This is a genomic window from Agrobacterium sp. SORGH_AS_0745 (assembly GCF_030818995.1).
Taxonomy (GTDB): Bacteria; Pseudomonadota; Alphaproteobacteria; order Rhizobiales; family Rhizobiaceae; genus Agrobacterium; species Agrobacterium tumefaciens.
The window spans coordinates 504,436-517,878 of the sequence record NZ_JAUTBI010000003.1 but is presented as its reverse complement, the minus strand read 5'-3'; the positions used below and the strand labels follow the sequence as shown (position 1 = coordinate 517,878).

The window sequence follows — 13,443 nt, the reverse complement described above, 5'->3', positions numbered from 1 at the left end:
AATGGCAATTCGCAACATCGCGATTATCGCGCACGTTGACCATGGAAAAACGACGCTCGTTGACGAGCTTCTGAAGCAGTCCGGCTCGTTCCGCGACAACCAGCGCGTTGCGGAACGCGTGATGGATAGCAACGATCTCGAAAAGGAACGCGGCATCACCATTCTTGCCAAGGCGACTTCGGTGGAGTGGAAGGGTGTTCGCATCAACATCGTCGACACCCCCGGCCACGCCGATTTCGGCGGCGAAGTTGAGCGTATCCTGTCGATGGTGGATGGCGCGATCGTTCTGGTCGATAGTTCCGAAGGCCCGATGCCGCAGACGAAGTTCGTCGTCAGCAAGGCGCTGAAGGTTGGTCTTCGCCCGATCGTCGCGATCAACAAGATCGACCGTCCGGATGGCCGCCATGAAGAGGTCATCAACGAAGTTTTCGACCTTTTCGCAAATCTCGATGCTACCGACGAGCAGCTCGACTTCCCGATCCTTTACGGTTCCGGCCGTGACGGCTGGATGAACGTCAACCCAGAAGGTCCGAAGGATCAGGGTCTTGCACCGTTGCTCGATCTGGTTCTGGAGCATGTTCCGGAGCCTACGGTTGAAGAAGGTCCGTTCCGTCTGATCGGTACGATCCTCGAAGCCAACCCCTTCCTCGGCCGTATCATCACCGGCCGTATTGCTTCCGGTTCGATCAAGCCAAACCAGGCCGTGAAGGTACTTGGCCAGGACGGCAAGACGATCGAAACCGGTCGTATTTCCAAGATCCTCGCATTCCGCGGCATTGAGCGCACATCCATCGATGAAGCCCATGCGGGTGACATCGTCGCCATCGCTGGTCTTTCCAAGGGCACTGTTGCCGATACCTTCTGTGACCCTTCCGTCACCGAGGCGATGACCGCACAGCCGATCGATCCGCCGACCGTTACCATGTCCTTCATCGTCAACGACAGCCCGCTTGCCGGCACCGAAGGCGACAAGGTCACGAGCCGCGTCATCCGCGACCGTCTGTTCAAGGAAGCCGAAGGCAACGTCGCGCTGAAGATTGAAGAGGCTGAAGGCAAGGACTCGTTCTTCGTTTCCGGGCGTGGCGAATTGCAGCTGGCAGTTCTCATCGAAACCATGCGTCGCGAAGGCTTTGAGCTTGCAGTTTCGCGTCCGCGCGTTGTCATGCACAAGGATGAGAACGGCGCCATGATGGAGCCGATCGAAGAAGTCGTGATCGACGTCGATGAAGAGCATTCCGGCGTCGTCGTTCAGAAGATGTCCGAGCGCAAGGCTGAAATGGCTGAGCTCCGTCCCTCCGGCGGTAATCGCGTTCGTCTGAAGTTCTACGCTCCGACCCGCGGCCTGATCGGCTACCAGTCGGAACTTTTGACCGACACGCGCGGCACGGCGATCATGAACCGTCTGTTCCACGACTATCAGCCGTACAAGGGTGCGATTGCTGGTCGCGTTAACGGCGTTCTTTTGTCGAACGGTTCGGGCGAAGCTGTCGCCTACGCCATGTTCAACCTGGAAGATCGTGGCCCGATGATCATCGAGCCGGGTGAGAAGGTTTATGCCGGCATGATTATCGGCATTCACTCTCGCGATAACGATCTCGAAGTGAACGTGCTGAAGGGCAAGCAGCTGACCAACATCCGTGCCGCCGGTAAGGATGAAGCCGTAAAGCTGACGCCGCCGATCCGCATGACGCTCGACCGCGCGCTTTCCTGGATCCAGGACGACGAGCTGATGGAAGTGACGCCGAAGTCCATCCGTCTGCGCAAGATGTTCCTCGACGCCAACGATCGCAAGCGTTTCGAAAAGGCGAAGCTCGCAGTTTGATTGCGGCTTCCCGTCAAGAATTTGAAAAAACCCGGCCGCGAGCCGGGTTTTTTTATGCGCATGTTTTATTTGTGCATGAGTCGAAAGACCCTTGTGTCAAAGGTTAAGGATGCGTTAATTTTTTTCGGTCGTCCACATGAATAGGCTGTGGGTAAGCTTGCTGTCGTTAACCTTTATGGCTGGCAAGTTTTCATGGTCGGGGCCAGAATCGCGTTATGAAAACGTTATCCATAGATGTTCGCCGAGCCGAACCGCAAGATGCGCGCGCAATAGCCGAAGCGCACCGTCTGTCATGGCAACAGGCCTATGCCGGGCTGATCCCGCACCGACCGCTGACGCAGATGCTGGAGCGCCGCGGCGAAATCTGGTGGAAGAAGGCGACTCGGGGTTCCGCAACCATGCTGGTGGTGGAAGTGAAGGGCGTGGTTGCCGGATATGCCACGCTGGGCTTAAGCCGTGCGCGTGGGCTGCCGCATGACGGCGAGATCTACGAGCTTTATCTGCGGCCGGAATATCAGGGCATCGGTCTTGGCTCGCTGCTGTTCACGGAAGCTCGCCGGCTGCTGACCTCGCTCGGCTGCAATGGTGTTGTGGTCTGGTGCCTCGAAGATAGCGAGGTCGCCAATCGGTTTTTCCGTTCGCATGGCGGCCGGGACATCGCCGAGGGCATGGAAGATTTCGGCGGCAGGTCACTGCGCAAGATCGGTTTCGTCTGGAATTAAGTACGCAGCCGGGTGATTTCACGCCGGTTTCATTTTTTCCGGTCGGCCATTCACAATCCCGATGCCCTCAAATTCGGCATTCTGCCTTATCCGCCTAAAGCCATGTTGCAATACGGCGACTTTCCCAGTATCGAAAACCAAATCCAACCCCGTCGAATGAGGGAAGCGAATGCGTATCGATGCAATTTCCATTGGCAAGAATCCGCCGGAAGACGTGAATGTTATTGTCGAGGTGCCGGTTGGCGGCCAGCCGATCAAGTACGAGATGGACAAGGACGCCGGTGCGCTGATCGTCGATCGTTTCCTCTACACGCCGATGACCTATCCGGGTAACTATGGCTTCGTGCCGCATACGCTTTCCGACGATGGCGACCCGATCGACGTTCTTATCTGCAATACCCGCCCGCTGGTTCCCGGCTGCGTGATCAATGTGCGCCCCATCGGCGTCATGATCATGGAAGACGACGGCGGCAAGGACGAGAAGATCCTCGCCGTCCCGGTTCCGAAGCTGACGCGCCGTTACGACAAGGTCCATAACTACACCGACCTGCCGGAAATCACGCTGAAGCAGATCGAGCACTTCTTCGAGCATTACAAGGATCTGGAGCCCGGCAAGTGGGTGAAGATGGGCGGTTGGCAGGATGTCGACGTTGCCAAGAAGCTTATCGTCGAAGCCATCGAGCGTTACAAGACGCAGGGCTGATTTCAGCCGTTGCTTTAGACACCCAGCTTTCTAAAAAGCTTTTCGAAATCCTCCGGGTCGGTATCGATCCGGAGGATTTTTTTACGCGCTGTTTCACCTGAAATGAAGGTGATGGACGATTTGGGCAGGCCGAATTTTTTCGCCAGCAAAATGACCAGGGCCTTGTTCGCCTTGCCGCCTTCAGGCACTGCGCTGACGCGGGCCTTCAGATGGGCATTTCCGTCAGCGTCCTGCTCCACGCCGTCAATGGCATCGCGTCCCCCGTTCGGGGTGAGGCGAACGGACAGGCGTATGTGATCGCCGTGTCTTTGCCAGAGGTCGCTCAAGCGACCATGGGATAGAGCGTATTCCACATGAAGGAGCGGATGAAGAAGATGATCAGCAGCAGGATGATCGGCGAAATATCGATGCCGCCGAGATTAGGCAGAATGCTACGGATTGGGCGCAGGACCGGCTCGGTGACGTTGACCAGAAAGCTGCCGATGGCATTCACGAACTGGTTGCGGGAGTTGATGACGTTGAAGGCGTAAAGCCAGGAAAAAATGGCGCTGGCGATCAGCACCCACGTATAGAGGTTCAAAGCCAGATCGATAGTCTGAAACAGGGCAAGCATCAATATCTCCGTATCTTGATTGCAAGACATTTAGACATTCGCTCGTGAACCGGCAAGTGTTGCGCCTATAGGGCTGGCGATTCTTGTCGTATCGCTCTATTGCAGACTTCTCATATTGTCTCGAGAGCACCCAGCCGATGTCCCTGCCTTCTGCCGAAAACCGCTTCGGTGCATTCCGGCATAGTTCCTATCGCCGTTTTTTCAGCGCCCGGTTTTTTTCGGCCTTCGCAATCCAGATCGTCAGCGTTTCCGTGGGCTGGCAGATGTATGAGGTCACCGGCAATGCCTTTTATCTCGGCTTGATCGGTCTTTTCCAGTTTCTGCCATCGCTGCTTTTGATCCTCGTCACTGGAACGGTGGCGGACAGGCACAATCGCCGGCGCATTATGGCCGTATGCCTTCTGATCGCGGCCGGTTGCGCGGCGGCTCTGCTTGGCCTGACGCTGGCACACAGCTTTTCTCCCTGGCCGGTCTTTGCCATTCTCGTCGTGTTCGGCATAGAGCGGGCTTTCATGGGGCCGGCGGTGCAATCGCTGGCTCCCAATCTTGTGCCTGTCGAGGATTTGCCGAACGCCATCGCCTGGAACTCCTCTTCATGGCAGATGGCGTCCATTCTTGGCCCTGTCGCCGGTGGCCTGCTTTATGGTCTCGGCGCTTCCGTGGCCTATAGCGTGGCGCTCGTGCTGTTCATCGTGTCCGCTATGCTGGCGGTGACGATCCGCAAACCGGAGCAACGGGGTCCTGCAAAAGCGATCAGCCTCGAGACCATGCTGGCCGGGTTCAAATTCATCTCGCAGGAAAAAGTGGTTCTCGGCGCCATCTCGCTCGATCTTTTTGCCGTGTTGCTCGGCGGCGCTGTCGCCCTGATGCCGATTTTCGCCAAGGAAGTGCTGACACTCGGGCCTTGGGGGCTTGGGCTTCTGCGCGCGGCACCCGGTATCGGCGCCATAACCGTCGCGGTCATTCTGGCCTTCAGGCCCATCCGCCACCATGCCGGCCTGCTGATGTTCGTCGGTGTCGGGTTTTTCGGCATTTCCACCGTGGTGTTCGGACTTTCTCAAACCGCATGGGTGTCCATTGCCGCTTTGGTGGTCATGGGCGCATCGGACATGGTGTCGGTTTATGTGCGGGAAACGTTGATTGCGCTCTGGACGCCGGATGAGGTGCGCGGACGCGTGAATGCGGTGAACATGGTGTTTGTCGGGGCGTCCAACGAGCTGGGTGAGTTCCGCGCCGGCACCATGGCCCATGTCGTCGGGGCCGTGCCAGCAGTCGTCATCGGCGGGGCGGGCACGCTTGCGGTTGCGGTCATCTGGGCACTCGGCTTTTCGAAGCTGCGCAGGATCGATAATCTCGACGCACCACGCTGACGCTGACGCGCCTCAGCGCTGCGGTTTGCCTTCGAAAACCAGATCAAGGAAATTGCCAAGCCAGGACCGGAGCGGTGTGTCGAACAACATGCGCCCCTCCAGATGCTGGCTGCCGACCTGCGCATTGGGCATGCCGAAACGCTGTGCGCCACGCACCACCCAGCTGTGCATCATCGCGCGGGTCAGTTCTGCGTGAAACTGCAGGCCCCAGGCGTTTTTTCCGTATCGGTAAGCCTGGTTGGGATAGGTTTCGCCCGATGCCAGAAGCTCCGCTCCCCGCGGCAAATCGAACCCTTCGCGGTGGAAATGATAGACCATCTTCGGCCAATGCGGCATCAGCAATCGCCCGTGTTCGGTCGCATGAAGCGGATACCAGCCGATTTCCACCTTGCCTTCACGGTCGGCCTCTACCTTACCACCCAGATGTTTGGACAGCATTTGTGCGCCGAGGCAGATACCGAGAAAGGGTTTGTTTTCCTTCAGCGGCACTTTCAGCCAGTCAATTTCGGCTTTGATATAGTCATGCGGGTCGTTGGCGCTCATCGGGCCGCCGAAGATAATGGCGCCCGCATGTTTCTCCAGCGTTTGCGGCAGATCGTCTCCAAGCGCGGGGCGCCTTATATCTAGCCGATAGCCTTTTTCCACCAGCATCTGGCCGACGCGGCCGGGCGTGGAACGTTCCTGATGCAGGATGACGAGCAGCGAAGGTTGTTTTCTCTGTTGCCTGGAGGGGTCAAACAGCATCGTCTTCGTTTTCGCTTTCTTCAGCGGGTCCGGACCTGGTGGCGGCCTGCTGACGTTGCAGAACCCTGTCGCGCACGGAAACACCGAGTAGATCGGCCACGCGCCAGATCACATGATCTTCCATCTCGCTTCGTTCGCCGTCAGCGTAAACAATATCCCAGAGGATGCCAATAAGCTCCACGCGCTGCTCTTCATCGAGATGGCGGCGGATATCGGTGGTGAAGCGATAATAGTCTACGGCTTCCTTGCCGGCCTCCTGGCCGGCGGCAAGAAGCGCGTCCAGCTTGCCGGCATCGAGATGATAATAGTCGTGGAGGATCTCACGAAGGCGATCACGCTCGCTTTTGGAGACCGTGCCGTCCGCTTCCATCACCTGAAAACAGAGGGCGGCCACCGCGACCCTCAGATCATCGGGGCTGAATTCATCCGCATGCTGGCCAACGAGGTTTTGAATAAACGACTGGATCTGGTTGAACATCGATAGCCTGTCAGAAGAGTTTTAGCCGGGTTTTGGGTTCGGCTTCCACGCCGGGTTTCTTGACGCCGGGATCATCCGGTGCACCACCGAAAAATGGCACCGGTTCTGTCTTCGCATCCGCTGGCCTGGCTTCCACCGGAACTTCATTTGTTGCCGGCTTTTTCTCCTTCGGGGCAGATACGTCCGGCTTGACCTCGATGGGTGCGGGTTTCGTCACAACAATGGGCTGAGGTGCCACTTCAACAACGATCGGAGTCGGAGCCTGTTCGGTCCTTGCCGGTGCTGCTGCAATCGCATTTTCGATTGTCAGGTCTTCGACAGGTCCTTCAAGCTGGCCAAAAGGCGCCTTCCACTCGAAGGCGTCGAGACGGCCCGTCACGGGCGAAACCGGAAGCCATTTTTCCGAAGTGACACCATCTGCCACCCAGACGGGATCACGCGGTGCGCGCAGCGCCTGCGCCATCCAGTAACGCACCCGTCCCTGATCGCCGGTTTCGGCTTCCTCGATGTCGGCCATCAGCAGGAAGATGCTTTCACGCGGCTCGATCCGGGCGGCGGCTTCCGCTTTGGCACGCGCCTTGGCAAATTCCTTGGCGTCGAGAGCTGCCTGCGCCACGGCAAACAGGGATTCGATGTTGTTGGGTTTCAGGCTCTCAAGCCGTTCGGCACGTTTAAGGCGATCAATGGCCGTATCGCCGCTGCGCGCCCGAACATAGAGATCGGCGATCTGCGAGTGGGGATCGTTCTTCCATACCGGTTCCAGAACCGCTGCGGCCTTGCGCAGATTGTCTTCGCGCAGATAGGATTTTGCTGCGATCAATGCTGCGGGCACAAGGCTTTTTGCAAGCTTGAGGGCTTGTTTTGCGTCTTCGCGCGCACCCACCGGGTCGCTCTCCAGTTTTTCACTGGCCTTTGCGGTAAGAAGCACAGCTTTCAGCCGCTCCGCCTCGCCGCGTTGGATGACGCCTGCTGCTTTTTGCTGGTCGAGCAGGCGGATCGCGTCATCCCACTCGCCGTTGCGGCAGCGGGTTTCCAGTGTCGCCTGTGCTGCCCAGGGCAGGTAAGGGGCTTTTTCGGCTGCGTCCTCGGCATATTGCTGGGCTGCTTCATGGGCTCCCTGTCGGCGCGCCTCGATGTAAAGGCCGCGAAGGCCAAGTTCGCGGGTTTCAGGATCGCGGGCCATCGCCTCGAATTTGCGCCGCGCCTCGTCATATTTGCCTTCGATGAGGTCGGCCTGCGCATCGAGCAGGTGGATCAGCGGCTCCTGATCAGCACTGAGAAGCCCCTGCGTGCGGGCCGTCATCTTGCGGGCCAGAATGGCGTTGCCGGCGCCGGCGGCGATGAGGCCGGTGGAGAGCGCCTGATAACCACGGTCGCGCTTGCGGGCGCGAAAATAGCGTCGTGCCGCGTTCGGCGATGTCCATATGGCATTGACGACCCACCAGACCAGCATGACGGCCGCAACCAATGCAGCAACTATGGAGGCGGCGACCATCAGGCTCATTTCGATCAGCTGGCCCTGCCAGACGATTGAGAGGACACCGGGCCTGTCCGCCAGCCAGGAGAAACCGAAACCGAGCGCCAGAACGATGAGGACGAAAGTCAGAATTCTGGTCATGCCTTACCCCTGCTTGCCGGTGCTGGTGATGGCGCGGTTTAACGTGCCTCCCACCAGGTTTTCGACCTCGATGCGCGCATCCAGAGATTTTTTATAGTCGGCGGATGCTGTCTTGGCGGCCTCGGGAAGCCCATTCCATTCAAGTGCCGAACCCTGCAGATCTCCGTTGCGCAACTTGTTTTCCATGCGCGCGATCATGGCGTCGGGGGTCTCTCCTTCGATGTTTCCGACGGGGCGGACCTTCACCAGCGAAAAGGCGCTTTCCGTCAGACGTTCCATGATGCCCTGATTGGGGTCGGGCCGATTGATCGCCGAGAGCATCGCATTCGCAACGTCGGGGAATTTCTGCATCAGCTCCGAGCGCGACGGCACGCCGGTTGCGGCGAAAGACTGCAAGGATGCGATTGCCGGATCGTCCGGGGTTACCTTGGACAATGTGTCGAGTTCAGTGAGGAACGGCCCACCGCGATCGATCGCGGCTTTCAGTGCGGCCGACGCAATGGCGCGGGCGACTTCTATATCGTCGCGCGGTTCATTGATCTTGGTTTCCGCGTCAGTCAGGCGGCGTGTCAGCTCCGCCGTTGCTGAGGCCTGCGCGGAACGCTCTGACGTGAGCGCGGATTCCAGCGCGGTTATTTTTTCCGAAAGTGCGTCCACCTGCGGGGCTTCGCCCTTTGCGCCCTCAAGAGCGGCGATGCGCTGTTCCAGCGCCGAGGTATCCCCTCCTGCCGCGGGAACATTGGCGAGCTGCTGACGCAGGCTCCCTAGCTCGGTTCTCAATGCGGCAATCTCATCGCTTCCGGTCTTGCTCACATTAAACGAGGGCAGAATGCCGGCATATTGCATGCTGCCGGCAGCTGCGAGCGCCACAAGGCCACCCACGATACCCGCTGCGATCACACCGGAGGTTGCCGCCTGTTTGCGCTCGGGGTGCTGTGGCGTGGATGGCTTGGCCGGTCCGGAGGATGACGCGCCTGTCGATGGCTTTGCACCAGTAGTCGCGCTTCCGGATGCTGCGGACGACGATGTGGAAGCAAAAGTCGCAGGCTTTGCGCCCGCCGCGGAAGCGGAAGCAGCGTTTGCGTCAGTCGCGCTGGTCACCGGTTTCGCTTCGGCTTTTGGCGAAGTTGTCTCGGGCTGTTTGTCGGCAGGTTTTTCCACCTGGGGCTTGCCGGTTGCCGGTTCTGCCTTGTGAACGTTCGGTGCAGGCTCCATGGGTGTTTTATGCGTCTGTTCCCAGACGGGAGCCGGGCTGGACGTTTCGGCTGCTTCTGGCTTGGGAGGAACGTTTGGCTGAGCTGCTGCCGGTGTCGTCTCGCCGGTCTTGTCATCAGTCTTCGCAGCATCCACGTCGGCGGAAATTGCTTTCACGTCTTTTGCGTCCAGGTCGATGGTGACCGGTTCGGCGTTTGACTTGGAGTGGCGTGGCGGCTTTCCCGATACCATGACAACCTCATTTCTGCCTGCAATAGTCTAAACCTAGTCAGTGACGGCGGCAAAGGAAAGAGGCGAGCCTGAATTAGGTTCCAGACTTTCGGTGGAGAAGTTCAAACATGGCTGCCTCGTTTGCCCCTTCGGCGGCTGCGGCGTTCGCGCGGAAGATTTCCGGAACCAGTGAAAGCACATTGCGGCTGATGCAGACGAATTGTGTGGTGGTCAGCGCCGCCACATATTTTTCCGACGATGCGTGGCGGAAAAAGGCCCGTGCGGCTTCCGACGAATAGAGCAGGACCACATCGGCAGCTGTCTTCACAAGCGCTGTCTCGAGCATATCGTCTGAAAGATCTGACGGCTGCATTTCGTAACAATCGACGGTTCGGAAGGAAATTCCCGCAGCGGCAATGCCGTCCTCGAACACGGCGCCTCGCGGCGTGCCGGCAAGATAGAGCAATGGATCTGTGCTCTCCGTTAGGGGGCGATGCTCCGAGACAAGCCCCGCGAGAGCCACCGCATCGCCAGATCCGGTGAGGACGTTTTGGAAGCCAACTTCCCTCGCCGCTTCCGCCGTCGCCTCGCCGACGGCGAAAAGCGGTTTCGAAAGATGGGGCGCAAGTCGGTGGCGGAAATCTCTAAGCGCCCGCAAGGCCTCGGCGCTGGTCACGGCGATGGCCGACAGCGGCTCCGATAGCGCTGATATTGCGCGCTCGCCGTGGTGGACGGGATGAAACAGCGGAAGAAGCACCGGCTCGTGACCGAGGGCTTCAAGCTTTGCGGCCGTCTTTTCGCCCGAACGAAGCGGCCGGGTGACGACGATCCGCATCGGCTCAGCTCCAGCCGTCAAAGAAGTTGCTGCCTGCCCTGGCGCGCACGTCTTCACCGGCCTTGCGACCCAAGTCCTTGGCATCCTTGCGAGCACCGGAAATCTCGACGCTGTGGCTCGTCTGTCCGTCCGGTGTGAGGATCAGGCCGGAGAAATGAAGTTCCTCGCCGTGGCAGGTAGCAAAGCCTGCAATCGGGGTGCGACAGGAACCATCAAGGGCGGCCAGAAAGGCGCGCTCGCAGGTAACGGCATCGTAGGTGGGTATGTCGTTGATAGGTGAAAGCAACTCGTCCATGCGTGTGTCGCCAATACGACTCTCGACGCAGATCGCGCCCTGCGCGGGGGCTGGTGGAAATTCCTTCGGGTCGAGAATGTCCGTCGGGACGTTCTCCATGCCCAGCCGTTTCAGGCCGGCAAAGGCGAGAAGCGTGGCATCCGCCTGGCCTTCCTCCAGTTTGCGCAGGCGGGTTTCGACCTGGCCGCGAAAGATGATGACGCTCAGGTCCGGACGCAGGCGGCGGATCAGCGCTTGGCGGCGCAAGGATGCGGAGCCGACAACGGCGCCCTGCGGTAGTTCCAGAAGCTTTGGTGCGGTGCGACCAATAAAGGCGTCGCGCATATCCTCGCGCGGTAGGAAAGCGGAAAGATAAAGGCCCTTCGGCAAAACGGTCGGCATGTCCTTGGAGGAATGCACGGCAATATCGAGCTCGCCGGAAAGAAGCTGGCTCTCCAGTTCTTCCGTGAACAGACCCTTGCCGCCGATCTCCGACAAAGCGCGGTCGGTTATCCGGTCACCCTTGGTGGAAAGCACGACGATTTCGAACATATCTTCCGGCAGACCGTGTGCCGACATCAGCCGGTTACGGGTCTCGTAAGCCTGTGCGAGCGCCAGAGGGCTGCCGCGCGTGCCGATTCGGAAAGGTTTTGTTTGCATCCGCGTCTATCCATTGTTACCGGAGTTGTCTTAGACCAACTCAGCGCATGATCGCAATGAACGAACAGAATTGATGACCCCCTTTCTTCGTATCCTCGGCATAGAGACAAGCTGTGACGAAACCGCTGCATCCATTGTGGTTCGGCATGCGGATGGACGTGGCGAGATCGTGTCCGACGTCGTTTTGTCGCAGCTTGAGGAACACAGCGCCTATGGCGGCGTGGTGCCCGAAATTGCTGCCCGCGCCCATGTCGAGGCGCTGGACACGCTGGTGGAAGAAGCGCTGGAACAGGCGGGTGTCACCCTTGCCGACGTCGATGCCATCGCGGCCACATCCGGGCCCGGCCTCATTGGCGGTCTGCTGGTGGGCCTGATGACCGGCAAGGCGATTGCGAAGGCTGCAGACAAGCCGCTTTACGCCATCAACCATCTCGAAGGCCATGCGCTGACGGCGCGTCTGACCGACGGTCTTTCCTTCCCCTATCTGATGCTGCTGGTCTCCGGCGGCCACACCCAGCTCGTGCTGGTTCGCGGTGTGGGTGAATACGAGCGCTGGGGTACGACCATTGATGACGCGCTTGGGGAAGCCTTCGACAAGACTGCGAAGCTTCTGGGGTTGCCCTATCCCGGCGGGCCTGCGGTTGAAAAGGCAGCAGCGAAAGGCAACCCTGACCGTTTTGCACTGCCGCGCCCGATGGTCGGCGAGACGAGACTCGATTTTTCCTTCTCCGGTCTGAAGACAGCGGTGCGGCAGGCGGCAACCGCGATCGCTCCGCTTTCGGATCAGGATATTGCCGATATCTGCGCCTCCTTCCAGAAGGCGGTGTCACGCACGCTCAAGGACCGTATCGGCCGTGGGCTTGCCCGCTTTAAGGAAGAGTTTCCGCATCTAGAGACGGAGCCCGCTTTGGTCGTGGCCGGCGGCGTTGCCGCCAATACGGAAATCCGCCAGACCCTCCAGGCGCTTTGTGATGCCCACGGGTTCCGCTTTGTCGCACCGCCGCACCGGCTCTGCACCGACAATGCCGCGATGATTGCCTGGGCCGGGCTGGAGCGGATGGCATGCGGCCGGGAACCCGATGCGCTGGAGATCGCGCCGCGCTCGCGCTGGCCGCTTGATGGCAGCGCGGAGACATTGATCGGTTTCGGCAAAAGGGGAGCCAAGGCCTGATGCAGCGGGAGAAAATCGTCGTCATCGGCGCTGGCGCCTTCGGAACCGCGCTCGCCGTCGTCATCGCGCTGGAGAACCGGCATGACGTGACCCTGCTCGGCCGTGATGCGTCCCTGATGGCCGATCTTAGGGCTGATCGTATTCACGAGGCTGTCCTGCCGGGTGTAGACCTGCCGGATGCGCTGGAATTTTCCGTTGAGCCGGATGCGCTGGCCGATGCAGGCATCGTGTTGTTTGCCATGCCCTCTCAGGCCCATGCCGATGCGGCGCGCCATTACGGTCCTTATCTGGCTAATGATTGTATCATCGTTACCTGCGCCAAGGGCATCGACCGGGTGTCCGGCCGGCTGCTGACGGAACTTCTGGAAGCGGAACTGCCGCATCATCCAATCGCCGTTCTCTCCGGTCCGGGGTTTGCGGCCGATATCGCGCGCGGACTGCCGACGGCGATGGCGATAGCGGCGGAAGACGCTGTCATCGCCGAGCGGCTGGCGACCACGATTTCCGGCAGAACGTTCAGGCTTTATGCCTCGACCGACCGCACGGGCGTGCAGCTTGGCGGCGCACTGAAGAATGTGCTCGCCATTGCCGCCGGCATCGTTGAAGGTGCGGGCCTCGGCGATTCCGCACGGGCGGCGTTGATTTCGCGGGGGCTTGCCGAGATGTCGCGTCTGGTCGTTGCCATGGGCGGCAAGGCCGATACGGTGCGCGGTCTTTCCGGCCTTGGCGATCTCGTGCTGACCGCCACAAGCCACCAGTCGCGAAACCTGCGTTTCGGCATCGCGCTTGGCCGGGGCGAAGGCAAGGACATGTCCGGCGGGCTGGTGGAGGGCGCCTTTGCGGCAGCCGTTGCCGCCCGGCTCGGCGAACATCACGCTGTCGACATGCCGGTGACCGAGGCGGTTGCGGCCATCATCGACGGCAATCTGGACGTGGCGAGCGCCATGCAACAATTGATGACAAGGCCCATCACCACTGAATGAGTGTGGCCTTCGAATAGTTTTTACG

The 13,443-nt window shown here is 59.7% G+C and carries 14 protein-coding genes; 6 read left to right on the top strand and 8 right to left on the bottom strand.

All coding sequences use genetic code 11. From position 1 onward, the window contains the following. Nucleotide 1 precedes the first annotated feature (1 nt). From typA to ppa, 3 genes are all read left to right on the top strand, one after another. The gene (typA, locus tag QE432_RS12340; RefSeq protein WP_003516684.1) at nt 2–1,822 is read left to right on the top strand and encodes a translational GTPase TypA; all 1,821 of its coding nucleotides are present in this window, start codon (nt 2–4) and stop codon (nt 1,820–1,822) included. 215 nt (nt 1,823–2,037) lie between these two features. Then, on the top strand, nt 2,038–2,544 hold the full coding sequence (locus tag QE432_RS12335; RefSeq protein WP_003516685.1) for a GNAT family N-acetyltransferase: 507 nt from the start codon (nt 2,038–2,040) through the stop codon (nt 2,542–2,544). A gap of 169 nt (nt 2,545–2,713) precedes the next feature. Continuing rightward, nucleotides 2,714–3,247, top strand: coding sequence for an inorganic diphosphatase (gene ppa / locus QE432_RS12330; protein ID WP_003516686.1), 534 nt, complete (start codon nt 2,714–2,716; stop codon nt 3,245–3,247). Nucleotides 3,248–3,261: 14 nt separating this feature from the next. Here ppa and QE432_RS12325 read toward each other — a convergent pair whose 3' ends face one another. Then, complete coding sequence (locus QE432_RS12325; protein WP_306624449.1) at nt 3,262–3,573, bottom strand: DUF167 domain-containing protein; 312 nt, start codon at nt 3,571–3,573, stop codon at nt 3,262–3,264. Further along, nucleotides 3,570–3,860 (bottom strand): YggT family protein, encoded by a 291-nt coding sequence (locus QE432_RS12320; RefSeq protein WP_003516688.1) that lies wholly within the window; start codon nt 3,858–3,860, stop codon nt 3,570–3,572. The genes QE432_RS12325 and QE432_RS12320 overlap by 4 nt, the downstream gene beginning before the upstream one ends. Nucleotides 3,861–3,997: 137 nt before the next feature. On the opposite strand from QE432_RS12320, the gene QE432_RS12315 reads away from it, so the two are divergent. Next, the gene (locus tag QE432_RS12315; protein ID WP_003516689.1) at nt 3,998–5,230 is read left to right on the top strand and encodes an MFS transporter; all 1,233 of its coding nucleotides are present in this window, start codon (nt 3,998–4,000) and stop codon (nt 5,228–5,230) included. 12 nt (nt 5,231–5,242) lie between these two features. On the opposite strand, the gene QE432_RS12310 is transcribed toward QE432_RS12315, so the two are convergent. The 6 genes from QE432_RS12310 to hemC form a co-directional block, all read right to left on the bottom strand. Beyond that, nucleotides 5,243–5,974 carry a glutamine amidotransferase gene (locus tag QE432_RS12310; RefSeq protein WP_003516697.1) on the bottom strand — a complete coding sequence of 244 codons (732 nt, stop codon included), beginning with the start codon at nt 5,972–5,974 and terminating at the stop codon, nt 5,243–5,245. Further along, entirely contained in the window at nt 5,964–6,452 is a 489-nt protein-coding gene (locus QE432_RS12305; protein WP_003516699.1) for a TerB family tellurite resistance protein, read from the bottom strand. Before QE432_RS12305 ends, QE432_RS12310 begins: the two co-directional genes overlap by 11 nt. A 10-nt stretch (nt 6,453–6,462) precedes the next feature. Then, the gene (locus tag QE432_RS12300; protein ID WP_141193414.1) at nt 6,463–8,070 is read right to left on the bottom strand and encodes a heme biosynthesis protein HemY; all 1,608 of its coding nucleotides are present in this window, start codon (nt 8,068–8,070) and stop codon (nt 6,463–6,465) included. Between the two features lie 3 nt (nt 8,071–8,073). Further along, a complete protein-coding gene (locus tag QE432_RS12295) occupies nt 8,074–9,516 on the bottom strand; it encodes a COG4223 family protein (protein ID WP_112153895.1) in 1,443 nt (480 codons plus the stop codon). A 73-nt stretch (nt 9,517–9,589) separates the two neighbouring features. Beyond that, nucleotides 9,590–10,330 carry a uroporphyrinogen-III synthase gene (locus QE432_RS12290; protein ID WP_306624444.1) on the bottom strand — a complete coding sequence of 247 codons (741 nt, stop codon included), beginning with the start codon at nt 10,328–10,330 and terminating at the stop codon, nt 9,590–9,592. A gap of 4 nt (nt 10,331–10,334) precedes the next feature. After that, the gene (gene hemC, locus QE432_RS12285) at nt 10,335–11,264 is read right to left on the bottom strand and encodes a hydroxymethylbilane synthase (RefSeq protein WP_111795618.1); all 930 of its coding nucleotides are present in this window, start codon (nt 11,262–11,264) and stop codon (nt 10,335–10,337) included. 73 nt (nt 11,265–11,337) lie between these two features. Here hemC and tsaD point away from each other — a divergent pair, with 73 nt between their 5' ends. Further along, nucleotides 11,338–12,435, top strand: a complete 1,098-nt coding sequence (gene tsaD, locus QE432_RS12280; protein ID WP_013636893.1) for a tRNA (adenosine(37)-N6)-threonylcarbamoyltransferase complex transferase subunit TsaD — start codon at nt 11,338–11,340, stop codon at nt 12,433–12,435. Further along, the gene (locus QE432_RS12275) at nt 12,435–13,418 is read left to right on the top strand and encodes an NAD(P)H-dependent glycerol-3-phosphate dehydrogenase (RefSeq protein ID WP_111795620.1); all 984 of its coding nucleotides are present in this window, start codon (nt 12,435–12,437) and stop codon (nt 13,416–13,418) included. The genes tsaD and QE432_RS12275 overlap by 1 nt, the downstream gene beginning before the upstream one ends. Nucleotides 13,419–13,443 lie beyond the last annotated feature (25 nt).

What these genes read in the sequence shown, in the direction of transcription:
- typA (WP_003516684.1), top strand. Translation starts at nt 2, where the DNA reads ATGGCAATTCGCAACATCGCGATTATCGCGCACGTTGACCATGGAAAA.
- QE432_RS12335 (WP_003516685.1), top strand. Translation starts at nt 2,038, where the DNA reads ATGAAAACGTTATCCATAGATGTTCGCCGAGCCGAACCGCAAGATGCG.
- ppa (WP_003516686.1), top strand. Translation starts at nt 2,714, where the DNA reads ATGCGTATCGATGCAATTTCCATTGGCAAGAATCCGCCGGAAGACGTG.
- QE432_RS12320 (WP_003516688.1), bottom strand. Translation starts at nt 3,860, where the DNA reads ATGCTTGCCCTGTTTCAGACTATCGATCTGGCTTTGAACCTCTATACG.
- QE432_RS12315 (WP_003516689.1), top strand. Translation starts at nt 3,998, where the DNA reads ATGTCCCTGCCTTCTGCCGAAAACCGCTTCGGTGCATTCCGGCATAGT.
- QE432_RS12310 (WP_003516697.1), bottom strand. Translation starts at nt 5,974, where the DNA reads ATGCTGTTTGACCCCTCCAGGCAACAGAGAAAACAACCTTCGCTGCTC.
- QE432_RS12305 (WP_003516699.1), bottom strand. Translation starts at nt 6,452, where the DNA reads ATGTTCAACCAGATCCAGTCGTTTATTCAAAACCTCGTTGGCCAGCAT.
- QE432_RS12300 (WP_141193414.1), bottom strand. Translation starts at nt 8,070, where the DNA reads ATGACCAGAATTCTGACTTTCGTCCTCATCGTTCTGGCGCTCGGTTTC.
- QE432_RS12295 (WP_112153895.1), bottom strand. Translation starts at nt 9,516, where the DNA reads ATGGTATCGGGAAAGCCGCCACGCCACTCCAAGTCAAACGCCGAACCG.
- QE432_RS12290 (WP_306624444.1), bottom strand. Translation starts at nt 10,330, where the DNA reads ATGCGGATCGTCGTCACCCGGCCGCTTCGTTCGGGCGAAAAGACGGCC.
- hemC (WP_111795618.1), bottom strand. Translation starts at nt 11,264, where the DNA reads ATGCAAACAAAACCTTTCCGAATCGGCACGCGCGGCAGCCCTCTGGCG.
- tsaD (WP_013636893.1), top strand. Translation starts at nt 11,338, where the DNA reads ATGACCCCCTTTCTTCGTATCCTCGGCATAGAGACAAGCTGTGACGAA.
- QE432_RS12275 (WP_111795620.1), top strand. Translation starts at nt 12,435, where the DNA reads ATGCAGCGGGAGAAAATCGTCGTCATCGGCGCTGGCGCCTTCGGAACC.